Genomic DNA, 21,787 nt, shown 5'->3' with positions numbered 1-21,787 from the left:
AATCCCGGGGTTCTGTCATTCTGAATGGAGCAAAGCGCAATGAAGAATCTTAAAGGCTGGTTTGGTAGAAGATCCTTTTCAGAGGCTTCCCCTGCAGAAAGTGAAGGATGTGCTAATGAATATAGATATTATTTGCGTAGGCAAGATAAAAGAAAAATATATATTAGACGGTATAAAAGAATATAAAAAAAGACTTACGCCTTACTGCAAATTGCGCATTATCGAAGCTATAGAGCAGAAGGCTCCGGAAAACTTAAGCGAAAAAGAAAAGGCTCAGGTGTTAGAGCGTGAAGGAAATAGCATACTTCAAAAACTAAACCCATCATCTTTTGTAGTTGCCCTATGTATCGAGGGCAGAGCGCTTTTTTCCGAAGAAATGGCTAAAAAGTTAAGCGATCTTATGATAGACGGCAAGTCACATATTACATTTATCATCGGCGGCTCCCTTGGCCTTTCCCCTGAAGTTAAAGCCAAGGCAGACCTTTCCCTTTCCTTTTCAAAACTTACATTCCCACACCAACTTATGAGGCTTATCTTGCTTGAACAGATTTATCGCTGGTTTAAAATAATAAACGGTGAACCGTATCATAAGTAGGACAAGCTATGCGTTATTGGATATATTGAAGTTTACAATATATCCCTATTTTATTTATATTTAGGAATACTATAATATAAAAGGTTCTTATCTATTTATAATTAATTTAGGTTGAATATATCCTAAAAAATAATATAATATAAGTAGAAAGGAAGGTGAAGATTTTATGAAAGTTAATATAAATAATTTAGTATCTATTTCAGAAGCTAATCAAAATTTTTCTAAAGTAGCCAGATTAGTAGATGAAAATGGATCTGCAGTAATTTTAAAAAATAATGTACCTCGCTATGTATTAATAGAATACAGCCAATTAGAGAATGAAGAAACAATAGGTGATGAAGAAGTAGATGAAGTAGCTAAAAGAGTATTATCTAAACATATGAAAGCCTTTGAGGAATTAGCTAAATGAAAAGATTAACTAAAACTCAAATATTAAAAATGCATAGCCTTCTTATTCAAGAAACAGGTGGAAGTGATGGTGTTAGAGATGAAGAATTGATTGAGCTTGGATTAGGGGTAGCAGATGGCTCATTAAGTGATAAGGATTTATTACATTGGATAATTGAACACAGTTAAAAAAGCTTGGCATAATATAAACATGTCGAGCTTTTTATTCTACCATAATTTAAAGAGATATATCTACCATCAAATAGGTTTTGCGAGTCGAGTCGATACGGTGAACCATACCATAAGTAGGACAAGCTATTATTTGTAGGATAATGTTTAAGGGATTACTATTAATTAGGATTAAATGATATAATGCATATAAGTGGAATCAGGCATCATAATTATATGCTGGTGAGCTGAGATAATGAAAAAACATATTAATATAATAAGAGTATATTTATTCACATTTATATCCTTTATTGCTACTCTTTTAGCTATCTATCTTTTTGCAAAAACAGCTCCACAGTTTTATACAGGCTTTGATAGATACACAAGCAAAAATACATTGAGCATATTTGCGGATATTCTATTTATACTTTTACTTTCAGTAAATTTTATAGGTATAATATTATGTATTTTTCATACCTATAATGTACTATCTAATAAATTTGGTAGGAAAAATTGACTTAAAGGTTAAGATACATTTTTTAAAATATATGTATCATGGTATAATGCATATTTAATTATCATGAGAAAATGAGGGGATATAATGTTTGAAAAAATTGATAATTTGCTTAAAAAACTTAATGAATATCGGCCTCTTACAGAAGGAGAGATTAAAAGACTTAGAGATGAATTTTTAATAGACTTTACCTATAATTCAAATGCAATAGAAGGCAATACTCTTACACTACAAGAAACAGCACTTGTTTTACAGGAAGGAATTACTATAGATGAAAAACCATTGAAAGAGCATTTAGAAGCAATTGGACATAAGGAGGCATTTTTTTATATAGAAAAATTAGTAAAAGAAAAAACACCTTTATCAGAGAATATTATAAAGGATATTCATAGCATAGTTTTAATGGATAAGCCTCAAGATAGGGGCAAATATAGACGTATACCAGTTACTATTTTAGGGGCAGTACATGAACCACCAGAGCCATATTTGGTACCAGTATTAATGGAGCAATTAATTAATGAATATAATAAAGAAATGAAAGATAAACATATAATTGAAAAAGTTGCATTATTTCATCTAAAATTTGAAGCCATACATCCATTCGTAGATGGAAATGGTAGGACTGGACGTTTAATTATGAATTTTGAACTTATGAAAGAAGGATATCCTCCTATTAATATCAAGTTTAAGGATAGAAAAAGATATTATAATTGTTTTACAGATTTTCACTTAAATAATTCTAATCCTCAGATGTTAACAGAAATGATTAAAGAGTATGTAGAAGAAGAGTTGGAGAGATATATTTCAGTTTTAGAAATGGCAAATGATTTTAATAATGATTAATTAATTATAAAATAAATAGGGGCATTAGGTTTATAATTTAACCTAATGCTTTAATTTTAGCAATCAATATTAACTATTAAACACATTCTATTTATTTTGCTAGTAGAATTGATACGGTGAACCCTGCCACAAATAGCGGACGTAGTGGCGGTCATCGACCGCCCGCTGCACGATGCAGCATTATTTATATTATGTGCAATAAATAATATGATATAATATCATTGCTATATTAATATAAGGTGATAATTATGGAATTAAAGAAACAATTAGAGGATAGAATTTTTGATATGGAAAAGGTCGCTATTGCTTTTGATGTTGAGCCATTTGATATATATTTTTTAGGAGGGGCTGCCTGCATATTAGGTGAATATACTAACAGGGCTACGCGAGATTTTGATTTTATAGATTTAAATTATCCTTCTAAATTAGGAAGGGTTTTCGTCCAATTAAGAGACTTTGATATGTTAGAATATGAAAGCACTGTTATATCACCTAGGTACAAAGAAAGAGCAATGAAGTTAAACAAATTTAAATATTTAAATGTGTATTTATTATCACCAGAAGACATAATCGTGAGCAAAATAATAAGATTGGAACAAAAAGATATAGAAGATATAGATGAGCTTATGAATATGGCGGACAAGGATTTAATAAATCAAATTATAGACGAGGTATTGTCGAGGGATGATTTATATGAATCTAAAAAAAATCAATTTATAAAGAGATTGCCAGAATTTAGGGAGAGATACGATGTATAGAATAGTATGCGAAAGCTACGAAAATTATAAAAGTGATTTTTTACCTGATAATACCGATGATTATAGATATAAAATTACTAAACCCCTAGAATTAATATTAGATTTATCCTTGTATGAAGAGGAAAAAAACAATAACACTATTAACTACCGGAAGTTGGAGCACTTTATATATTTAATAAAGAAAAATATTGATAAATATCCTAATTTTAAGTCATTCTTATGGAGCTTGGAATCAAGGGGTATTTATGGCAGGGATTATGGTGTATTAAGTGAAGAAGAATTTTCTGAATTACAAAAGATTGTAAATATGTTTTTGAAATTATCATACTGGGATTAGGGATTGTAAAGTGACAATAATCTAATTTTCTAATTATGATGTTGTGCATTACGCAATCTCGAGAGAAGACTTGATGATCTTGATGTAAATCCAGAACAAATTTGTCCTTATTCTGCATACTGTCTTAGAGCCTCGATGTCCTTTATCTTAATTGCTGAGCGGTGATAATCGATAATTCCCTCATCTTTCATGCGGCTCATTTCCCGGGACATAGATGGTCGCGATACATTTAAAAAATCTGCCATGTCGTTTCGATTCATGGGTAAAACAAATGTGGTTTTACCCGTTTTTTTATATTGCTCCATCAAAAAGGCACTTATTTTACCCCTCATACTTTTAATTGTCAGATATTCAACCTTCTTATTGAGCACCAAAGCCCGTTCAGATACAATCTTGAGCATATTGAGTATAAGGGTTTTATGCCAGGGGCACACCTTGTCACATTGGCCTGTTATCTTGTTGCCTGAAAGAAAAAACACCATGCAATCTTCCTGAGCTATAACTGTTGAAGGCCAAACGGGATTTTTTGAAAATACCACCATCTCTCCAAACATATCCCCCGGCTGCAAAATTGCAATAACCACTCGATTTCCTGCAAAAGTTTCTTTTATAACTGCGGCTTTGCCCTTCAGCAATATCCCCACTGACTCAAAAGCATCTCCCGCCATAGTGATGAACTCATCCTTTTTGTAGTCACATATCCTCGGCTCAAGACAGTCCAGCATGAGAGCTAAATCATCTTTTTCTATTCCTTCAAACAAAAGAGTTTCAGGCAAAACGCTTGCTTTTACATCAAAAATATAAATCACCCACTTTTTGTAGCCACAGCTACCGAAATATTGTCTTTATTTTACTACTATATAGTTGAACATACAATATGTAATTAAAAGAAGGTGAATATGATGAAAAGAAAAATTGTTACCATAGATGAAGAAAAATGCAATGGCTGCGGTCTTTGTGTAAATGCCTGTCATGAAGGGGCACTCCGGCTTATAGACGGAAAAGCAAAGCTTATATCAGAGTCTTACTGCGACGGATTGGGCGACTGTCTTCCAAAATGTCCTACAGGAGCAATTACCATAAGGGAGATGGAAGCTGCGCCATATAATGAGGAAGCAGTGAAGAAAAATATGATAGCAAAAAATGTCCAAAATACACAAGATGCCACAGAAAACAAACTGCCCTGCGGATGCCCAGGAAGCAGAGTAAAAATGCTGAAAAAGGAAGATAATTCAAAGATGCAGCATTTCCATTTAAAAGAACAATCACAGCTTGCCCAATGGCCCTGCCAGCTAAAGCTCGTTCCGGCAAATGCGGCGTTCCTGGCCGATGCCCATTTGCTCATAGCCGCTGACTGCACCGCCTACGCCTATGCCGGCATCCACAATGACTTTATGAGAAACAGGGTTACACTAATCGGCTGTCCAAAACTAGATAATATCGATTACACAGATAAGCTCACAGATATTCTAAAATTTAACAACATAAAAAGCATAACAGTGCTGAAAATGGAAGTTCCCTGCTGTAATGGCATTGCAAATGCTGCAAGAGAAGCGCTTATCGCAAGCGGCAAGATGATTCCATGGAATGTGGTTACTATAAGCACAGAAGGGGATATTATCGAAGACTGAATTTAGAACAGGGATGAGATATAAAAAAAGATAGAGGTTTACAGATTTTCTACTTTGAAAACCAAATATATTATACAGGGGGAATTTTTATGATAGAAAAAAGATATGAATTTACTTTTGCAGATTCAAAAATCATTGAAAGAATTGTATCTGACGACAATGCGGATATAAACCATATGATACTGCCGAAGGGAGATGCACTTCCCGAGCACTATACAAATTCAAATGTGTACATGATTGTAGTAAGAGGCAGCATTTCGCTGCAGCTAGGCACACAGGATGAACATACCTATCCTGCAGGAAGCATCATAGCAATTCCCTATAAAACAAAGATGAATGTGCGCAACAATCATGAAGAAGTATTGGAATTCTTTGTGGTTAAGGCTCCAAGCCCCAAGATGTTTATAAAATAATTTAAAATTGGGAGGTAATAAAATGTCAATGTTTTGTTTTCAATGTGAGCAGACAGCTGGAGGAAAAGGATGTGTAAAATCGGGAATCTGCGGCAAAAAACCCGATGTAGCCGAAAAACATGATGAATTAACCTGTGCACTAATTGGGCTTGCCCGTTCTGCAGAAGGTAAAGCCCCAAGCAAAGAGGCTGATGAGCTTGTTATGAAAGGGCTTTTTGCTACGGTTACAAATGTTAACTTTGATGCAAAGCGAATAGATGAACTTATAAAACTTGTGGAAGAAGAAAAGGAAAAGCTGGGAGGAGCCGAAAACTTCGCTGTCAAAGACCTCTGGACACAGGATGCGGATATTGTTTCACTGCGATCCACACTACTTTTTGGGATGCGGGGCATGGCGGCATATGCTTGGCACGCATATGTCCTAGGTAAAAAAGATAAAGAAGTAACATCATGGTTTTACAAAGGACTGAGAGCTTTAGGTCGCCAGCATACAGCAGACGAGTGGCTGGAACTTTTAATGGAATTCGGCAATATAAATCTAAAATGTATGGGCTTGCTTGATAAAGCTAATACAAGTACTTATGGTCATCCAGTGCCTACAAAGGTAACAATGGATGTAGAAAAAGGACCTTTCATTATCATAACAGGTCATGATTTGCTGGACCTTAAACAGCTGCTTGAACAGACGAAGGACAAGGGTATAAATATATACACACATGGTGAAATGTTGCCGGCACATGGCTATCCGGAGCTGAAAAAATATCCGCACCTAAAGGGTAACTTTGGCACAGCATGGCAAAATCAGCAAAAAGAGTTTGACAATGTTCCCGCACCAATTCTCTTTACGACAAACTGTCTGATGCCGCCTAAGGCAAGCTATGCCGATAGGGTATTTACAACATCTGTTGTAGGTTATCCCGGAATGAAACATATTGCGGAAGGTATAGATGGTGTAAAAGATTTTTCGCCGGTTATCCAAAAAGCCCTTGAACTTGGCGGATATGACGAGGATAAGCATTTTACAGGCATAAACGGCGGCTCGGAACTTATGACTGGATTTGCAAGAAATGCAGTCCTTGGCGTAGCTGACAAGCTCATAGATGCAGTAAAATCAGGCGCTATAAAACATATATTCCTGGTAGGAGGCTGTGATGGCGCAAGACCCGGCAGAAACTACTATACCGAATTTGTGAAAAAAGCTCCAAAAGATACGGTAATACTGACACTTGCCTGTGGCAAATACCGCTTCAATGACTTAGACATCGGCGAAATCGGCGGCTTGCCTCGCATTATAGATATGGGTCAGTGCAATGATGCATATTCTGCCATTCAAGTAGCATCGGCCCTTGCAAAGGCATTTGGATGTGGTGTAAACGACCTTCCCCTGACACTTGTGCTGTCATGGTATGAGCAAAAGGCTGTATGCATATTGCTTACACTGCTTGCTCTCGGCATTAGAAATATCTATTTAGGTCCTACACTTCCGGCATTTCTCTCATCAAATGTTTTGGATGTGCTTGTGGAAAAATTTGACCTGAAGCCAATAAGCACTCCAGAGGAAGACCTTAAAGCGATTATTAAATAAAAAGACCTTCGCATGTGAAGTTTAATGTCGTAAATTAGTATCATGAAATACCGAAACAACCGGGCAACTTATCAATCACCCGGTTGTTTCGGTATTTATTATTTTGCTGACTAGAATAAATTAAAGCGCTCATTAAATGATGCTTGCTCATTTTTTGTTACTATTTAAAGGTTAAAACGACTTGTCATCCTGAACGAAGTGAAGAATCTTTCTTCAAGCAGCTCAAGATTCTTCATTCCTCTTTACTTCACACAGAATGACAAAAGAGCTTAGGATTTTTCGTTACGCTGCGCTACGTTTAGAATGACAAAATGGCCACATCTGCTTATTTTAAAACAAAAATACCGCACGCAGTATGCAAAAAAGTAAGCAAAAATATTTAAAAATGAGCAAAAAACTATTGATTTAAATTTAGAATCGGTGTATAATTTAATCAAACAAGAATAAATGAGCATAAAAGAGAGTAAATAAGCAATTAAACAATGAAAAGCGAGAGTGAGTTTTCATGTTTGCAGAAGAAAGACAGCAGAAAATCTTTGAACTCCTTGAAAAAAACAGCAGTATAAAAGTAAAAGAACTTGCAGAGATGTTTGATGTATCCGAGTCTACTATTAGAAGAGACCTGCAGGACATGGAAGAAAAACAGCTTTTAAAAAGAACCCATGGCGGAGCCGTAGGAATGAAAAAAATGATTTTTGAACCCACTTTCAAAGAAAAGGAAGATAAAAGCCAAAAAGAAAAATCAATTATTGCAAAAACTGCAGCTTCTTTAATAGAAGATAATGACACTATAATTTTGGATTCGGGCACTACTACTCTAGGGATAGCAAGGTGTCTTGAAGCAAAAGATTTGACAGTTATAACAAATTCCATTGATGTAGCTTCTGAGCTTTCTGAAAGAGATGACATCGAACTTGTGATTACAGGAGGATCGCTAAGAAAAAAGACGCGGGCCATGGTAGGACATATAGCTGAAAGTACTATATGTAATTTTAGAGTAGACAAAGCTTTCATAGGAGCAAACGGAATTTCCGTAAAAGAAGGTATTACAACGCCAAATTTTATAGAGGCTCAAACCAAAAGAGCCATGATGGAGGCAGCGGACAAGGTATATATAGTGGCAGATGCTTCTAAGTTTAACCAGGTCTGTTTTTCGGTGATAAGCAGTATTAGAGAAGTAACCGCCGTTATAACCAGTGGAGATTTAGACGAAGAAATGATAAAAGAATTTGAAGATGCCGGGGGCAAGATAATAATTATGAATGATTAATTTAATTGAAAGGGTGAGCAGATGCAGATGGTGATTACAGTAACATTAAATCCGGCGTTGGATAGAACACTTAATGTCGATAATTTTACGATAGGGACTGTAAACAGAGTAACGAAGGCAAGATACGATATCGGCGGCAAGGGAATTAACGTCTCGAAAGTTCTGAAAAATTTCAATATAGATTCTTTATGCCTCGGCTTCTTGGGTGGAATTTGGGAAGATTATTTTTTACAAGAGTTAAAACGCCGGAAGATCTCCTCGAATTTTACCCATATAGATGAGGATACAAGGACTAACACAAAAGTAGTAGATACCCTGCAGGGCACGTTTACAGATATAAATGAAGCAGGTCCTGATATAAAAAAATCAGAGCTTGAAAGGTTTATGGATACTTTTGAAGATTCATGCAAGAATGGCGACATAGTAATTTTATCAGGGGGAGTAAGTCCCTCGGTGCCTTCTGATATTTACGGTAAACTCATTAAAATAGCAAAGGAAAAGGGAGCTGCAACCATACTTGATGCGGAAGAAGAGCTGCTTAAAGAAGGAGTTAAAGCAAAACCGGATATAATAAAACCCAATATACATGAGCTGACAAAACTTGTGAATTTGGGCGAGGATACAGATGAAGCCATAATAAAAGCTGCAAAAGAATTGGTGGAATATGGGATAAAAAAGGTCCTTGTTTCCCTGGGAGAACGGGGCGCAATCTACGTAACGCAAAATGGGGTATACAAATGCGATGGATTAAAAGTAGCTGTAAAAAGCACTGTGGGAGCGGGGGATTCTATGGTAGCGGCTCTTGCCTACAGTTTAATGAATAACTTTAGTGATGAATATACACTAAAGTTTGCCAATGCTTGCGGAGCAGCAACTGTGATGCTAGAGGGCACAGAGGCGTGCACTTTAGAGCAAGTCAAAGCTTTAGTAGATAATGTTTTGGCAAAGGAGGAAAAGTACTGATGGAAATAAGAGATATGTTTTCAAAAGAAAGAGTGAATTTTGATTTAAAGGCAACTACTAAAGAAGATGTTTTAGATGAACTTATAGATATTTTATACAAAGACGGGAAGATAACAGACAGGGAAGAATTTAAAAAGGCCGTTTTAAAGAGAGAAGAAGAGTTTTCTACAGGCATAGGACTGGGAATCGCGATTCCCCATGGCAAAAGCGCCGCAGTTAAAGAAGCTTCCATCGTTTTTGGCAAGAGCAAAAAGGGCATTGATTTTAATTCAATGGACGGCGAGCCTGCTTACCTGTTTTTTCTTATAGCAGTTCCGGAGGAATCAAATGATGTGCATCTTAAGGCTTTAAGCGAGATATCAAGGAGGTTGATGCATGATGAAGTAAGAGAGAAACTTTATGATGCTCAGAATTTTGAAGGCTTTATAGAAGCATTTTAAATCAACGCTGTTTTTAAGACTTTAATAAACATTAAAATTTTTGATGAGGAGGACTTATGCATGAAGATTGTAGCCGTTACATCATGCCCGACGGGCATAGCCCACACTTATATGGCTGCCGAAGCGTTGCAAATGGCAGCTAAGGAGCTTGGTCACGAGATAAGGGTAGAAACCCAAGGTTCTGTTGGCGCGGAAAATGTTATAACAGAAGAAGATTTAAGGCAGGCAGATGCGGTTATTATTGCCGCAGATACTAATGTTGATAAATCCAGATTTACAGGGCTTCCGGTAATAGAAGCTTCTGTGAGTGAGGCAATCAAAGATCCAAAGACACTAATAAATAAAGCATTAAACGCTAAACCAAAAGCAGATTTAATGCAAGAAGTCAGCAGGATAAAAGCCGAAGAAAAAGAATCAAGGAAAGGTCTTTATAAGCATTTAATGACAGGTGTGTCATACATGATACCCTTTGTGGTTGCAGGGGGTATATTGATAGCCTTAGGATTTGCCTTTGGCGGCATATATGTTTACGAAAATGTAGGAAGCTTTGGAGAAATTATATTCTCTACAGGAAAGTTAGCTTTTTCGCTGATGGTTCCGGTGCTTGCCGGTTATATTGCTTATTCCATAAGTGACAGACCGGGTTTGGTGCCTGGATTTGTAGGTGGTGCCCTTGCAGATAAATTAGGCGCAGGTTTTATAGGTGCACTTCTTGCAGGACTTATAGCAGGTTACACTGTGGCATTTTTAAAGAAATATATTAAACTGCCAAAATCTATGCAGGGATTGATGCCGGTTTTAGTGCTGCCTGTGCTTTCCACATTGATTATGGGTCTTGTGATGGTGCTGGTATTAGGCGGGCCTGTAAAATCTATAAATGATGCAATGTCAGCATGGCTTAATAACCTACAGGGGTCTAGCGCAGTACTTTTAGGTATAGTGCTGGGCTACATGATGGCTTTTGACATGGGGGGTCCTATAAACAAAGCGGCATATGCCTTTGGCACTGCTACTATAGCAGCGGGACAGCCCACTCCCATAATGGCGGCGGTAATGGCTGCCGGCATAGTGCCTCCTCTTGGGCTTGCCTTGGCAACGGTCATTGCTAAAGATAAGTTTACCGCCGCTGAAATAGAAGCCGGAAAAGCAGGCTGGGTATTAGGACTTTCGTTTATAACAGAAGGGGCGATTCCCTTTGCAGCGGCAGATCCCTTTAGAGTAATTCCTTCTATAATGGCAGGTTCAGCAGTAACAGGAGCCCTTTCGATGCTTTTTGGCTGTGCACTAGCTGTACCCCATGGCGGCATTTGGGTGCTTTTTATACCAAATGTTGTAACAAATCTATTCTTTTACATTCTTTCTATAGCTATAGGCACTGTAGTTACAGCACTAGTGCTTTCAATTCTAAAAAAGCCTGTAGAAAATAGCTTGCCTTTATAACAACTAAATTAGAATAAATTGCAATCATCCGCGCTGCAGGCGGTCAATGACCGCCCCTACACATTAGCAATTCATATGTGACAGAGGGAAATCCAAAAATGTCGATAAATCGTTTGCTGTAAGGGGAAAACATTTTTGATAACCTTATATTTATGATACAGTTTATTTAGTAAAAATATATTTAATGAAAATTTAGCTTCAAATCATCTGTATAAATTTGTAAAACCACTTGGTTTAACCAAGTGGTTTATTTCCGCTATAGACAAAGATGTATATTCTATTTCAGCGATATTGAGTTCTTCGTTATTTGTAATATTAAACTTATTTCTTAATACAAAGGAATTTAGATAACAATATTTTATATCCCACTCATAACTATAATCATAATTCTCACTCATAATGCCATACCTATACCTTCACAGTATGTTTTTCAATAATTCTTTTCTTCATTTTCTCAAAACTGACTTTATTAGATAGACATATCCTAATTCTCTCTTTATCGTCTTCTCTTAAATGCATTCCTTCTATAACCATAGTTCCATTTACTTCTTTGATTATTTGTTCTATATCCTTCATAGCTATCACCTTTTTTACTATTATCCTTAACTATATTATACCACATCGTAGCATAGCTTCAATCAAATGGGTCTTTGACAGTTACAACTTTTTAAAAACTATTCAAAGCCCTGCAATCAATGGATTTTCATATCAAATTTATTTTTGTAAAGTACCTAATTTTTAGTGATTTACGTTTAAATTAAAATTCTACTTTCCGACATAACCTAAATGGTGTAACTTATCAATAAACACAGTATTACCAAGGTTTATAAGATTTATTCCTAAAAATCACGCACTTTTTATAAGCGAGAATATGTTAAATATAATGGTAGGGAATATGTTAATATAATGGTAGGGGAGACCATTGGTCTCCCGCTCTCCCTTTCTCGTTTATTGCTCTCTTTTCTATCTTCATTTCTTATTATATTATAAACGGGAACAGTATTCCTGTATTTTTAGGATATAAAGGTTTTGAATTTACCTTAATATCTTAAAAAGTAGTCATGCAACGGCTTGAAAAGGGGTGAAGGTAGTTGACAGAACATTACATTGACGCAATGGGTTTTATGTGTCCGGTGCCTAATATGATGGTGCAGGAAAAATTAGAGCAGATTAAACCGGGAGATGTTATTATACTTGAAACAGACCACAGTTGTGCAGCCGTAAGTATAATAAATGACATGAAAAAGAAAAAAATCCGAGCTACATCCCGCGAGATTGATAATGGCATATGGCGTGTAACGATAAAGCTATAAATCCTAAACCTAGCAAAATCCGCGGCTTGGAAGGCGTAAAAACTTTATAAATGCCCTTGCCACAGTGCTTTGGGCTTTTTCTGTTTTGTAGGCAAGGTAAATCTTTTGCTTTAATGGGATGCCCTTAATATCAACAGCCTTAAGGGTCTTATTGTGCAATTCTTTTTTAAGGGCAAGCCTTGACATTATGGATATGCCATGACCTGCTTCCACAGCAGCTTTGATGGAGTCCACGCTGCTGAACTCCATGACGATATTGAGGGAGGAAATATCAATTCCTGCAGAGCGCAGGCAATTTTCCACAACCTGCCGAGTGCCGGAGCCGTGTTCTCTCATAATAAGCGGCTGTTTTACAAAGTCCTCCGGCAGCAAATATTTTTTGCCATTCCATGGCTTTTTATTCGGCACAATGACGGTCATATCATCGGTGGCTATTTCTTCAATAGCAAAAGGACCGGAAACCTGGTCTCCTTCGATAACTGCCACATCAATTATTTCATCTTTTAAGTCATTAATAACCTGTGCTTGATTTCCCACCTTTAATTTTAAATTTGTTTCGGGGTATTTCTCTTTAAATATAAAGATACTACACGGTACTGCATAACCGCCAACAACCGAAGTAGCTCCAATAGTAAGGCTGCCCTCTACCGAGGCGCGCAGGCTGTCCATCTTTGATTCCAGTTCGTCAAAAAGGTCTGCTATCTTGGTAGAATAATCGTAAAGCAGCTTACCTGCTTCGGTCAAACTGGTACCTCGATTACTTCTTTCAAGGAGCTGTATCGAGAAATAATTTTCTAATTGCTTTATTTGCTGAGAAAGAGCCGGCTGAGTAATAAAAAGTTCCTCAGCAGCCTGAGTGAGCGAGCCGGTTTTGGCTACGGCGGCAAATGCCTTTAAAAAGTCGATATTCATAGGTAATCACCTTTTCCTGATATAAGCTATTCTTATAGTAGCATAAAATTAGTTAATTTTACAACTATTCATAAGGCAAGTATAATTGAGATAGTGAAGGAAATCACAAGTACAATCTTTACAGGAGGTGTTTTTGTGGCACAATCAGAAGTTTCACTGAAATCGAGGGTAAAATCAAAACCCGCTGCTAAAAAGAAGAATCAGATCGGTTACGGCATCGCACTGCTTGCACTAATAATTGTTTTTGGCTGGTATTTATCTACTGTAGCAACTTCCGTGGCTCTTCGCTGGATGATTGGAATTGTTTTTGGGTTTATTCTACAGCGCTCTAGGTTTTGCTTTACTGCAGCTATGAGGGATCCGTTTTTAACAGGCAGTACATCACTTTTAAGAGCGGTTATCATAGCAATATTGGTGGCCATGATAGGATTTTCAGCGGTACAATTTGCAGCAGTAAGCGCAGGAGAGGCTGTTCCCGGCAACATAAGCCCTGTGGGAATCCATACCCTACTCGGAGGAATTATCTTTGGGATAGGAGCAGTTATCGCCGGCGGCTGTGCGTCGGGGACTTTGATGAGGGTAGGCGAAGCATATGTGATGAACATGGTGGCATTGGTGTTTTTCGTCATTGGCTCAGGATTTGGAGCATATATCTTCGGCTGGGTAAAAGACAACATAGTGCGCTCATCACCGGCGATATTTCTTCCTGACGTGCTCGGTTGGCCCCTAGCCTTCTTCGGGCAGATACTAGTACTTTTCGGATTATATTGGCTGGCTTTTTGGTGGGATTATAGAGAAGTATAAAATTTTAAAAGTATAAAAAAGGAGAGGATATAAATGGCAGAAGTATATCTTGATTGTTTAGGAGAGGCTTGTCCCGTACCCCTTATAAAAACTCAAAATAAGTTAAAGGAGCTCAATGTTGGCGATATTTTAATTGTTCAGATAGATCACAGCTGTGCTATGAAAAACGTGCCGGAATGGGCAAGAAAAGAAGGATATCCCGTAGAATTAGAAGAGATTGAAGAAGGGCGCTACGATATTTATATTGAGAAAAATAAGTAAAGGGGGCAGCTTTTAATGGACAGATATCAGGAAGAAGCGGCCAAACTGAAAAAAGCATTGTTAAAAGACCCCTTTCCGTATTGGATGGGAGCTATACTTCTGGGGCTTTTGAATATAGTGACGGTTATTATATTCAAATCAGGCTTGGGAGTAACTACGACTTTTTCTCATTGGGCTGCTTGGATTCTCAAAGCCCTGGGAGGTCATCCGGAAAACTGGGTTTTCTATCAGTCAGAATCGGCATCTAAAGCTCTTGCCGCAGGCTTTATGAGAGATGGCGGAACTATGCAAAATCTGGGGATAATCTTTGGTGCTATGCTTGCAACTTTATTGGCTTCCCAGTTTAGAGTCAAGAAAATTAAAAACTCTAAGCAAGTAGTGGCTGCAGCATTAGGCGGTATTATGATGGGAGTTGGAGCAAGGCTGTCATATGGCTGCAACATAGGAGCACTTTTTAGCGGAATGGCTTCTATGTCGCTGCACGGCTGGGTGTTCATGCTTGCCATGTTTATCGGAGCTTTCTTTGGCTCAAAACTTTTGGTAAAGTATTTCATTTAAATGGGAGGCTTTTAAAAATGCCGGACAAAAAAGTTGAAAATTATGATGTCATAGTCATCGGAGGCGGAGCAGCAGGCATGACGGCAGCGATATATGCCGGACGAGCCAGGCTTTCCACGCTGCTTATTGAAAAGACGCTTATGGGCGGTCTTGCAACTTATACTAACGAAATAGAAAACTATCCGGGCTTTCCTGAAGGTACAAACGGGGAAGAACTTATGAAACTTTTTGAACGTCAAATGAAGAAGTTTAATGTTAAGACAAAACTTGCTGATGTGCGGCAGGTGGACTTAAACGGTGATACTAAGATAGTAAAAACCCTTCGCACCGATTACCATGCAAAAGCTGTGGTCATTGCAACAGGCGGTAAACCCAGGCTTACTGGTGCAAAGGGAGAGGAGAAGTTTTTATTCGGTCGCGGCATATCATTTTGTGCAACTTGTGATGCAGCTTACTACACAGATAAAGAGGTTCTTGTAGTGGGCAGCGGCGATGCAGCTATTGAAGAAGCAATTTTTCTTTCAAGGTTTGCCAAAAAAATATATATCTCGGTAATTCATGATGAGGGAATCATGGACGCTAATAAAGTAGCGCAGGAGCAGGCTATGAAAAATAAGAAGCTGCATTTCATCTGGAATACCGTAGTAGATGAATTTGTAGGTGAAGAACAGCTGGAAAAGGTAATGCTGAAAAACGTAAAAACCGGAGAAAAGATTCCGGTTAAAGTGGATGGCTGTTTCTTATTCATCGGCTATCTGCCGAATACCGAGATTTTCCGCGGAATGGTAGATATTAGCGACAGAGGTTATATAATCACCGATGAAAACATGCAAACAAATATCCCCGGGGTCTATGCGGTAGGAGATGTGCGCGAAAAAGCACTGCGTCAAGTTGCAACGGCTGTAGGGGATGGAGCTGTTGCAGGCTATATGGCTGAAAGATATATTGAAGAAACCAATGTTTTTCAGAGGGAATTCAAAGAACACAGAGGCATGCAGCTTGTTATGTGCTATGACCCCACTGATGTAGTGAGCCGAGAGAAATTAGCTATTGTAGAGAGATTTGCTAAAGAAAATCCAGGAATCAAACTCAACAAAATCGATGTGTATAAAGGCAAAAGTATGGCCAAAAGACTGGGTGTTGAAGGCGATCCCTGTCTGGTAGTTATGAACGGCGGATATGTCGATTATACTATACCGCTTACCGAACTTAACGAAGATATGTTAAAACATCTTGATCACAGTAAGGCGGCCAACCTGTAAATTTTGTCAAAGCTTAAACACCTTCCGAGGTTATCAAACATAATCCCGGAAGGTGTTTTTATTATCTGCTTAGTGTATTTTTGGTTTTACTGTAAAAAGTTAATTTTAGTTAAAAATATCTATAACTATATATAATATATTAGCTGTGAACTTATGGAAAGCAGCTTTTACAGCGGAATCATTTTTCAATTATTTAAGATTTTATGATTGCAGCTTCTGCACTGTACGGTATAATTTAAAAAGATGGATTAAAGCAATATCTTAAGAAAGATTCTACCGTAGAAAGTTAATTTTAGCCCAGAAATGTCAATATATTGTTTTAGATTTAATAAAAACGCTATATGTTGACCATCAATTTGAGAAAACAGGGTTTTTACATTAGAATCCATAAATGATATATAATCAGTATATCGCGATATCGTGGAAAAAATTTTTGACTTATATGAACTTAAAACTAAACTGGAGGTTTGTTATAGTGAAAGCAGTTTCATGGAATGTAAACGGTCTTAGAGCGTGTTTAGGCAAGGGCTTTTTGGAATATTTCAAAGATGTTGATGCCGATATATTTGCAATACAGGAAACAAAGCTGCAAGAGGGGCAAGTAGAGCTTGAACTGGAAGGCTATGAGCAGTACTGGAATTATGCGGTCAAAAAGGGATATTCCGGAACAGCAGTTTTTACAAAGATAAGTCCCTTATCGGTTGCATATGGGATAGATATAGAGGAACATGATGCGGAGGGAAGGGTTATAACCCTTGAATTTGAGAATTTTTATTTTGTAAATGTGTATGTGCCCAATTCTCAAAGAGGTCTGACCCGCTTAGATTACAGGATGAAATGGGAAGATGATTTTCGAGAATATCTCATAAAGTTAGACGGCATAAAACCTGTGATTTGCTGTGGAGACAAGAATGTGGCTCACCAGGAAATAGATTTAAAAAACCCTAAAAGTAACAGAAAAAATGCCGGTTTTACCGATGAAGAGCGGCAGAAGATGACGGAGCTGCTCAACTCCGGTTTTATTGATGCATTTAGATATCTTTATCCGGACAAAAAAGATGCTTATACTTGGTGGTCCTATATGTTCAAGGCTCGAGAAAAAAATGTCGGTTGGAGAATTGATTATTTCATCGTATCCGAAAGATTAAAAGATAAAATAAAGGATGTTGAGATTCACTCACATGTCATGGGAAGCGACCATTGTCCGGTGCTTTTGGATATCGACATTTAAAAGCGAAAAAGGCGAATCCGCCGCTAGATAAAATGAAAAAACATAGAATCGAGAATTTTTATTCAAATAAGCAAAAAACCAACAAAACTGCAATACATATTTATTATTCTGACAGCAGGAGAGGAAAATGAGAATTACAGGCAAATATAGTAAATTGCACATTGGAATTGTTTCAGGCATAATAATCGGAATTCTTGCGTTTCTTTATGTTGAAGCTAACAGTCTACAAATAACTGAATACACTATTATATCCCCTAAAATCCCCGAGGAATTTGAAGGTTTTAAGATACTACAATTGTCGGATTTGCATAGTAAGGAGTTTGGAAGGGATAATATACGTCTTATAGAACAAATCAAAGCTCAAAACCCTGACATTATTGTGGCCACCGGTGATATGCTAAATTCAGGCAATGATAACGGACAGGTATTTTATAATTTGGCAAAAGAACTGGTTAAAGATTTTAAACTGTATTACATAAAAGGGAATCACGAGCAAATAGCTGAGTTTAAGGCGCAAGGAGCAGGCTCTGGCTGGTTTGACTCTTATATGGATGAATTGAGAAACTTAGGTGTCATTATATTAGATAATGATAAAGTCGAGTTAAAAAAAGGCGATGCCTCAATAAATCTTTATGGTCTTGAAATTTCGCTTCTCCTTTACAGGGGAAGATACTCCGGCAACTATAATGGCGAGCAATTTATAGATGTGCCTAGCATTGAAAAAAAATTAGGCGTGTGTGAAAGCGAAAAATATAACATACTGCTCACGCATAACCCGGCGTATTTTCAGATATACAGCCAGTGGGGCGCAGATATAGTGCTGACCGGCCACGTGCACGGAGGGATCATCAGGATTCCCTTTATAGGTGGCTTGCTTTCCCCTGACGCCACATTTTTCCCAAAATACGATGCGGGCGAATTTGAACTTGGCAAGTCAAAGATGATAGTAAGCAGGGGCCTGGGCAACAGCACTATAAGACTCCGAGTCTTTAACCGCCCCGAAATAATAACTATCACCCTATGTAGAGGCGGTCAATGACCACCCCGCAACCGCAACATGGTTTGCTGTATGATGACACGATACAATAGGGCTTAGATACCATTATTATTGTTATTAGTAAATTAGTGATTTTGACAGCTGCCGTAAGTAAAACAGGAGGTTAATTAATGAAAGTATATTTTACTTCAAGTTTATGGTGCAAAGGTAAAGGGTTTTGGGGGTTTAGCCAGCGGACAAACTGGCAGTTTGAATATAAAGGGGCGAAATGCTACATCCCTGCTGTATATCGTTTTTCAGGCGGTATTGTTTTTGACGTTATTACCATTTTAGATGAAATAAAACTACGCAAGTTTTTTGAAAAGTATGAGGACATTGAAGCAACATTAACACCTTTACAGCGGCGCTGTTTAGAACAGGAGCATCCTTATCAGGCAATACCAATAAGTGAAATATGGATAAACGGCAAGCAGGTAATAGACGGATATTCGTCTAGCAGCGCTATGAGCATACCATGGATTGGGCAAGATGAAAAATTGACATTTGTGCAAAAGGCATACTCATCGATTTTAAAGGATGTAACCTGCTTTGCCTGTGAACGTTTTTGCGTGCCATATCCTCCGGCAGATTCTAAAATTCAAAAGCTGCTGCGCTTTTTACGTATGGACAAAGTAAGCGGAATAAAGCTGCTGACATACCCTGTTAAACGATTTATACCTTTGGACATACATTTTGAAATGTCAGTTGATGAAAAGGAGAAACAGCTTTGCTTTAATCATCCCATTACAGGAATAAAGCATATACTGTATTTTCAGGGGGCAGAGTTCATAGAACTTCCCGTTGAAGCAAGTGGCAACCGTAATCTTTACATTCTGCAGTCAATGTATGAAATAGAGCCTGCCTTGCCGCAAGGAGACAATTTGCAGTTTGGAAGCAGTATTGACAAGTTGCTTGAGATAACAGATGATAAACTTATGCCAGCATCTAGCGCGTCTATTGGCATTATTGGCGGAGCTGACGGTCCCACTTCAATTTTCATTTCATCAAAGGAAGACGAAAAGCCTCAGCCCCACGGTTTACACGGACTTCCGTTACACAGTTGCTATTGTGTACCAAGCTTTCAAAAGGAAGATACCTTCCACTTTGTCCTTGAAGGCATCAATATCAAAGACTGCGACAGCAAAGAATATAATTTTCAATAACTTGTTGCATAATTGTAAAAGTTACAAAAGCAAAGCACTGTCATCCTGAGCGAAGCGAAGGATCTTATGACGCATTCTCTGTATAATGTATATCAGTAGGATTTTACGATATTGAATCGTATGTGTATAATCCAATTGAAGGAGCAAGATATATGGAGTTAAAATTAAAAGATTAATAAAACAGCTTGACTATCACCTTGGGTGTTAGCTTATGATTGTATTGAGGTGATAATTATGTTTATTAAAGAAGTATGCGCAATAACAAAACTGACTAATCAAAAAGAATTAAGTCTTGACCGAGAAAAGGCAAAACAACTGCTGCTTGATAAGCTAAGAAAAGGTGATAAAAATGTTAAAACGAGCATTGAAATTTGCTATAGGACCAAGCGCAGGAATAGCTCTGGGAGGCGTAATTATTCCAAGAATTATGTTTCCGCACCTATATAACGAAACATATCCACCGATACTCTTACATGCTACTTTGTATTTTTTTGGAGGTTATATAGTGTCCTCTTTGGTTTTTCTGCTCATTGAATGGATAAAGTCAAGGGCGGAAAGCAAGTGATAAAGTGATACTTAATTTTATCATAAAGCAAGAAGAATACTCATTCGGCAAGAAGTTTTTCTATTAAATACCGAAGATTTCTTTCAAATTTTGCGTCTTGCTCAGGCTCTCTTTTTTTAAACTTTGTGTATTTGTGGTGTTTTCTGCGGATTTCCTGATTGATATGCCTTCGGGTAAGCAACTGCTGGATATTTTCAGAAGAAATTATCAGGCCGTTTTGATTGATACAAAAAGCTTCCTTGGCAAGCGCCATTGCCGCCAAACCATAATCCTGTGTTATGACTATGTCGCCTTTTGCAGCGTGATTTACAATATAATAATCAGCACTATCAGCGGATTGGTCAACAGTAACAATGGTTGCATAATCATCTGCTAAATAATGGGAAAAGTTTTTGACTACAAGTATTTCCAAATCGCAGGATTTGGCTGTTTTTATGGCTATATCTACAACAGGGCACCCATCTGCATCTACAAGGATTTTCATAATATCACCGCCTCCATTATATCATATCAGGTGCCTATAAATGGCTAATAAAATTCCGGGATACTTGAAAATATTAAATACTAAGCTGTGTAAAGAAGTACAGCCACATCACCATGTAATATCCACATGTATTGTCAACCATAATCTAAATTAAAGTTGACAATTACCCCTTCCTTTAGTATTATAAGAGAAAATATTCTAGGAAGGGGTAATTTTTATGAACATAAAGACTAGAGATATGGTTTTAATAGCTTTATTTGCTGCACTTACGGCAATCGGGGCATTTATCAAAATACCCACCCCGCTTGTCCCTTTTACACTGCAATATTTGTTTTGTGCTTATTCAGGTATTCTGCTGGGCGCAAAACGGGGTCTTTGCTCACAACTTTTGTATTTAGGCGTTGGCTTGATGGGTTTTCCGGTTTTTACTCAGGGAGGCGGCCCTATGTATATTTTTCAACCCACCTTTGGTTATATTATCGGCTTTTCACTTTGCGCATATATTATCGGCAAGCTTACCGAGAAATTAGACAAACTTACCTTATTTGGAGTTCTAAAACCAATTTTAGCAGGCATGTGTGCAGTATATTTCTGCGGCATCGTTCATTTATACCTAATTATGAATTTCTATTTAGGCAAGCCTATGTCCTTAAAAACGGCTATAATAGCGGGTTTATTTCCCTTTGCCTTCACCGACTTGCTTTACAGTGTATTGATAACTGCTACTGCTACAGCTATAGTGCCTTCTTTGAGGAAATTGGACCTAGTTGGCAGACCCTGACTTTGAAGGCAAATGTTGTATACAAAAAGCGGGCGGCCAATGGCAGCCCATACATACAAAGATTTTGCTTTGC

Annotated in this window: 27 protein-coding genes and 1 pseudogene; 24 read left to right on the top strand and 4 right to left on the bottom strand. The window is 37.5% G+C overall.

Annotated elements, in window-relative coordinates; translation table 11 throughout:
• Positions 1-115: 115 nt before the first annotated feature.
• From rlmH to TEPIRE1_RS12910, 6 genes are all read left to right on the top strand, one after another.
• Positions 116-595, top strand: coding sequence for a 23S rRNA (pseudouridine(1915)-N(3))-methyltransferase RlmH (gene rlmH / locus TEPIRE1_RS12935; protein ID WP_041591456.1), 480 nt, complete (start codon positions 116-118; stop codon positions 593-595).
• A 166-nt stretch (positions 596-761) separates the two neighbouring features.
• Positions 762-1,004, top strand: a complete 243-nt coding sequence (locus TEPIRE1_RS12930; RefSeq protein ID WP_013779605.1) for a type II toxin-antitoxin system Phd/YefM family antitoxin — start codon at positions 762-764, stop codon at positions 1,002-1,004.
• The gene (locus tag TEPIRE1_RS13860) at positions 1,001-1,171 is read left to right on the top strand and encodes a hypothetical protein (protein WP_013779604.1); all 171 of its coding nucleotides are present in this window, start codon (positions 1,001-1,003) and stop codon (positions 1,169-1,171) included. Before TEPIRE1_RS12930 ends, TEPIRE1_RS13860 begins: the two co-directional genes overlap by 4 nt.
• Positions 1,172-1,751: 580 nt before the next feature.
• Positions 1,752-2,507, top strand: coding sequence for a Fic family protein (locus TEPIRE1_RS12920; protein WP_013779602.1), 756 nt, complete (start codon positions 1,752-1,754; stop codon positions 2,505-2,507).
• A 248-nt stretch (positions 2,508-2,755) separates the two neighbouring features.
• Positions 2,756-3,265, top strand: a complete 510-nt coding sequence (locus TEPIRE1_RS12915; RefSeq protein ID WP_013779601.1) for a DUF6036 family nucleotidyltransferase — start codon at positions 2,756-2,758, stop codon at positions 3,263-3,265.
• Entirely contained in the window at positions 3,258-3,602 is a 345-nt protein-coding gene (locus tag TEPIRE1_RS12910; RefSeq protein WP_013779600.1) for a hypothetical protein, read from the top strand. Before TEPIRE1_RS12915 ends, TEPIRE1_RS12910 begins: the two co-directional genes overlap by 8 nt.
• Positions 3,603-3,709: 107 nt before the next feature.
• On the opposite strand, the gene TEPIRE1_RS12905 is transcribed toward TEPIRE1_RS12910, so the two are convergent.
• Entirely contained in the window at positions 3,710-4,411 is a 702-nt protein-coding gene (locus tag TEPIRE1_RS12905) for a Crp/Fnr family transcriptional regulator (RefSeq protein WP_013779599.1), read from the bottom strand.
• Positions 4,412-4,504: 93 nt separating this feature from the next.
• On the opposite strand from TEPIRE1_RS12905, the gene TEPIRE1_RS12900 reads away from it, so the two are divergent.
• From TEPIRE1_RS12900 to TEPIRE1_RS12870, 7 genes are all read left to right on the top strand, one after another.
• The gene (locus TEPIRE1_RS12900; protein WP_013779598.1) at positions 4,505-5,233 is read left to right on the top strand and encodes a 4Fe-4S binding protein; all 729 of its coding nucleotides are present in this window, start codon (positions 4,505-4,507) and stop codon (positions 5,231-5,233) included.
• An 89-nt stretch (positions 5,234-5,322) separates the two neighbouring features.
• Entirely contained in the window at positions 5,323-5,646 is a 324-nt protein-coding gene (locus TEPIRE1_RS12895) for a cupin domain-containing protein (protein ID WP_013779597.1), read from the top strand.
• Positions 5,647-5,668: 22 nt separating this feature from the next.
• A complete protein-coding gene (gene hcp, locus TEPIRE1_RS12890; RefSeq protein WP_013779596.1) occupies positions 5,669-7,231 on the top strand; it encodes a hydroxylamine reductase in 1,563 nt (520 codons plus the stop codon).
• 505 nt (positions 7,232-7,736) lie between these two features.
• Positions 7,737-8,501, top strand: coding sequence for a DeoR/GlpR family DNA-binding transcription regulator (locus TEPIRE1_RS12885; RefSeq protein ID WP_013779595.1), 765 nt, complete (start codon positions 7,737-7,739; stop codon positions 8,499-8,501).
• Between the two features lie 27 nt (positions 8,502-8,528).
• Positions 8,529-9,464 (top strand): 1-phosphofructokinase, encoded by a 936-nt coding sequence (pfkB, locus tag TEPIRE1_RS12880; protein WP_013779594.1) that lies wholly within the window; start codon positions 8,529-8,531, stop codon positions 9,462-9,464.
• Positions 9,464-9,904, top strand: coding sequence for a PTS sugar transporter subunit IIA (locus tag TEPIRE1_RS12875; RefSeq protein ID WP_013779593.1), 441 nt, complete (start codon positions 9,464-9,466; stop codon positions 9,902-9,904). The genes pfkB and TEPIRE1_RS12875 overlap by 1 nt, the downstream gene beginning before the upstream one ends.
• 60 nt (positions 9,905-9,964) lie before the next feature.
• The gene (locus TEPIRE1_RS12870) at positions 9,965-11,344 is read left to right on the top strand and encodes a PTS fructose transporter subunit IIC (protein ID WP_013779592.1); all 1,380 of its coding nucleotides are present in this window, start codon (positions 9,965-9,967) and stop codon (positions 11,342-11,344) included.
• A 408-nt stretch (positions 11,345-11,752) separates the two neighbouring features.
• Here TEPIRE1_RS12870 and TEPIRE1_RS13855 read toward each other — a convergent pair whose 3' ends face one another.
• Complete coding sequence (locus TEPIRE1_RS13855; protein WP_013779590.1) at positions 11,753-11,920, bottom strand: hypothetical protein; 168 nt, start codon at positions 11,918-11,920, stop codon at positions 11,753-11,755.
• A 515-nt stretch (positions 11,921-12,435) separates the two neighbouring features.
• Between TEPIRE1_RS13855 and TEPIRE1_RS12865 the strand changes: the two genes are divergently transcribed.
• Positions 12,436-12,657, top strand: coding sequence for a sulfurtransferase TusA family protein (locus tag TEPIRE1_RS12865; RefSeq protein ID WP_013779589.1), 222 nt, complete (start codon positions 12,436-12,438; stop codon positions 12,655-12,657).
• Positions 12,658-12,666: 9 nt separating this feature from the next.
• Here the strand turns inward: TEPIRE1_RS12865 and TEPIRE1_RS12860 are convergent, their stop codons facing one another.
• Entirely contained in the window at positions 12,667-13,569 is a 903-nt protein-coding gene (locus TEPIRE1_RS12860; RefSeq protein ID WP_015295980.1) for a selenium metabolism-associated LysR family transcriptional regulator, read from the bottom strand.
• A 135-nt stretch (positions 13,570-13,704) separates the two neighbouring features.
• Between TEPIRE1_RS12860 and TEPIRE1_RS12855 the strand changes: the two genes are divergently transcribed.
• From TEPIRE1_RS12855 to TEPIRE1_RS12820, 9 genes and pseudogenes are all read left to right on the top strand, one after another.
• Positions 13,705-14,373: a YeeE/YedE thiosulfate transporter family protein gene (locus tag TEPIRE1_RS12855; protein WP_013779587.1), complete on the top strand. Its 669-nt coding sequence runs from the start codon at positions 13,705-13,707 to the stop codon at positions 14,371-14,373.
• 33 nt (positions 14,374-14,406) lie between these two features.
• Entirely contained in the window at positions 14,407-14,634 is a 228-nt protein-coding gene (locus TEPIRE1_RS12850) for a sulfurtransferase TusA family protein (protein WP_013779586.1), read from the top strand.
• A 15-nt stretch (positions 14,635-14,649) separates the two neighbouring features.
• On the top strand, positions 14,650-15,192 hold the full coding sequence (locus tag TEPIRE1_RS12845) for a YeeE/YedE thiosulfate transporter family protein (RefSeq protein WP_013779585.1): 543 nt from the start codon (positions 14,650-14,652) through the stop codon (positions 15,190-15,192).
• 17 nt (positions 15,193-15,209) lie between these two features.
• On the top strand, positions 15,210-16,454 hold the full coding sequence (gene trxB / locus TEPIRE1_RS12840) for a thioredoxin-disulfide reductase (protein WP_013779584.1): 1,245 nt from the start codon (positions 15,210-15,212) through the stop codon (positions 16,452-16,454).
• Positions 16,455-16,929: 475 nt separating this feature from the next.
• Positions 16,930-17,685 (top strand): exodeoxyribonuclease III, encoded by a 756-nt coding sequence (locus TEPIRE1_RS12835; RefSeq protein WP_013779583.1) that lies wholly within the window; start codon positions 16,930-16,932, stop codon positions 17,683-17,685.
• A gap of 127 nt (positions 17,686-17,812) precedes the next feature.
• Complete coding sequence (locus tag TEPIRE1_RS12830; RefSeq protein WP_013779582.1) at positions 17,813-18,724, top strand: metallophosphoesterase; 912 nt, start codon at positions 17,813-17,815, stop codon at positions 18,722-18,724.
• Positions 18,725-18,852: 128 nt separating this feature from the next.
• Positions 18,853-19,884 (top strand): Na+-transporting methylmalonyl-CoA/oxaloacetate decarboxylase subunit beta, encoded by a 1,032-nt coding sequence (locus tag TEPIRE1_RS12825; protein WP_013779581.1) that lies wholly within the window; start codon positions 18,853-18,855, stop codon positions 19,882-19,884.
• A 98-nt stretch (positions 19,885-19,982) separates the two neighbouring features.
• Positions 19,983-20,060: pseudogene (locus TEPIRE1_RS14540) on the top strand (GNAT family N-acetyltransferase); the annotation flags it as partial.
• Positions 20,061-20,118: 58 nt separating this feature from the next.
• A complete protein-coding gene (locus tag TEPIRE1_RS12820) occupies positions 20,119-20,331 on the top strand; it encodes a hypothetical protein (protein WP_013779580.1) in 213 nt (70 codons plus the stop codon).
• Positions 20,332-20,489: 158 nt separating this feature from the next.
• Here the strand turns inward: TEPIRE1_RS12820 and TEPIRE1_RS12815 are convergent, their stop codons facing one another.
• The gene (locus TEPIRE1_RS12815; protein ID WP_013779579.1) at positions 20,490-20,933 is read right to left on the bottom strand and encodes a YaiI/YqxD family protein; all 444 of its coding nucleotides are present in this window, start codon (positions 20,931-20,933) and stop codon (positions 20,490-20,492) included.
• A 217-nt stretch (positions 20,934-21,150) separates the two neighbouring features.
• Between TEPIRE1_RS12815 and TEPIRE1_RS12810 the strand changes: the two genes are divergently transcribed.
• Positions 21,151-21,714 carry a biotin transporter BioY gene (locus TEPIRE1_RS12810; protein WP_013779578.1) on the top strand — a complete coding sequence of 188 codons (564 nt, stop codon included), beginning with the start codon at positions 21,151-21,153 and terminating at the stop codon, positions 21,712-21,714.
• Positions 21,715-21,787: the final 73 nt, after the last annotated feature.

The organism is Tepidanaerobacter acetatoxydans Re1, from assembly GCF_000328765.2.
GTDB lineage: Bacteria > Bacillota > Thermosediminibacteria > Thermosediminibacterales > Tepidanaerobacteraceae > Tepidanaerobacter > Tepidanaerobacter acetatoxydans.
The sequence above is the reverse complement of the archived record's forward strand: the minus strand, read 5'-3'. Positions and strand labels throughout refer to the sequence as shown.

Bases quoted from the DNA above. Each gene is read 5' to 3' on its own strand.
- rlmH (WP_041591456.1), top strand. From the start codon at position 116: ATGAATATAGATATTATTTGCGTAGGCAAGATAAAAGAAAAATATATA.
- TEPIRE1_RS12930 (WP_013779605.1), top strand. From the start codon at position 762: ATGAAAGTTAATATAAATAATTTAGTATCTATTTCAGAAGCTAATCAA.
- TEPIRE1_RS13860 (WP_013779604.1), top strand. From the start codon at position 1,001: ATGAAAAGATTAACTAAAACTCAAATATTAAAAATGCATAGCCTTCTT.
- TEPIRE1_RS12920 (WP_013779602.1), top strand. From the start codon at position 1,752: ATGTTTGAAAAAATTGATAATTTGCTTAAAAAACTTAATGAATATCGG.
- TEPIRE1_RS12915 (WP_013779601.1), top strand. From the start codon at position 2,756: ATGGAATTAAAGAAACAATTAGAGGATAGAATTTTTGATATGGAAAAG.
- TEPIRE1_RS12910 (WP_013779600.1), top strand. From the start codon at position 3,258: ATGTATAGAATAGTATGCGAAAGCTACGAAAATTATAAAAGTGATTTT.
- TEPIRE1_RS12900 (WP_013779598.1), top strand. From the start codon at position 4,505: ATGAAAAGAAAAATTGTTACCATAGATGAAGAAAAATGCAATGGCTGC.
- TEPIRE1_RS12895 (WP_013779597.1), top strand. From the start codon at position 5,323: ATGATAGAAAAAAGATATGAATTTACTTTTGCAGATTCAAAAATCATT.
- hcp (WP_013779596.1), top strand. From the start codon at position 5,669: ATGTCAATGTTTTGTTTTCAATGTGAGCAGACAGCTGGAGGAAAAGGA.
- TEPIRE1_RS12885 (WP_013779595.1), top strand. From the start codon at position 7,737: ATGTTTGCAGAAGAAAGACAGCAGAAAATCTTTGAACTCCTTGAAAAA.
- pfkB (WP_013779594.1), top strand. From the start codon at position 8,529: ATGGTGATTACAGTAACATTAAATCCGGCGTTGGATAGAACACTTAAT.
- TEPIRE1_RS12875 (WP_013779593.1), top strand. From the start codon at position 9,464: ATGGAAATAAGAGATATGTTTTCAAAAGAAAGAGTGAATTTTGATTTA.
- TEPIRE1_RS12870 (WP_013779592.1), top strand. From the start codon at position 9,965: ATGAAGATTGTAGCCGTTACATCATGCCCGACGGGCATAGCCCACACT.
- TEPIRE1_RS13855 (WP_013779590.1), bottom strand. From the start codon at position 11,920: ATGAAGGATATAGAACAAATAATCAAAGAAGTAAATGGAACTATGGTT.
- TEPIRE1_RS12860 (WP_015295980.1), bottom strand. From the start codon at position 13,569: ATGAATATCGACTTTTTAAAGGCATTTGCCGCCGTAGCCAAAACCGGC.
- TEPIRE1_RS12850 (WP_013779586.1), top strand. From the start codon at position 14,407: ATGGCAGAAGTATATCTTGATTGTTTAGGAGAGGCTTGTCCCGTACCC.
- TEPIRE1_RS12845 (WP_013779585.1), top strand. From the start codon at position 14,650: ATGGACAGATATCAGGAAGAAGCGGCCAAACTGAAAAAAGCATTGTTA.
- trxB (WP_013779584.1), top strand. From the start codon at position 15,210: ATGCCGGACAAAAAAGTTGAAAATTATGATGTCATAGTCATCGGAGGC.
- TEPIRE1_RS12830 (WP_013779582.1), top strand. From the start codon at position 17,813: ATGAGAATTACAGGCAAATATAGTAAATTGCACATTGGAATTGTTTCA.
- TEPIRE1_RS12825 (WP_013779581.1), top strand. From the start codon at position 18,853: ATGAAAGTATATTTTACTTCAAGTTTATGGTGCAAAGGTAAAGGGTTT.
- TEPIRE1_RS12820 (WP_013779580.1), top strand. From the start codon at position 20,119: ATGTTTATTAAAGAAGTATGCGCAATAACAAAACTGACTAATCAAAAA.
- TEPIRE1_RS12815 (WP_013779579.1), bottom strand. From the start codon at position 20,933: ATGAAAATCCTTGTAGATGCAGATGGGTGCCCTGTTGTAGATATAGCC.
- TEPIRE1_RS12810 (WP_013779578.1), top strand. From the start codon at position 21,151: ATGAACATAAAGACTAGAGATATGGTTTTAATAGCTTTATTTGCTGCA.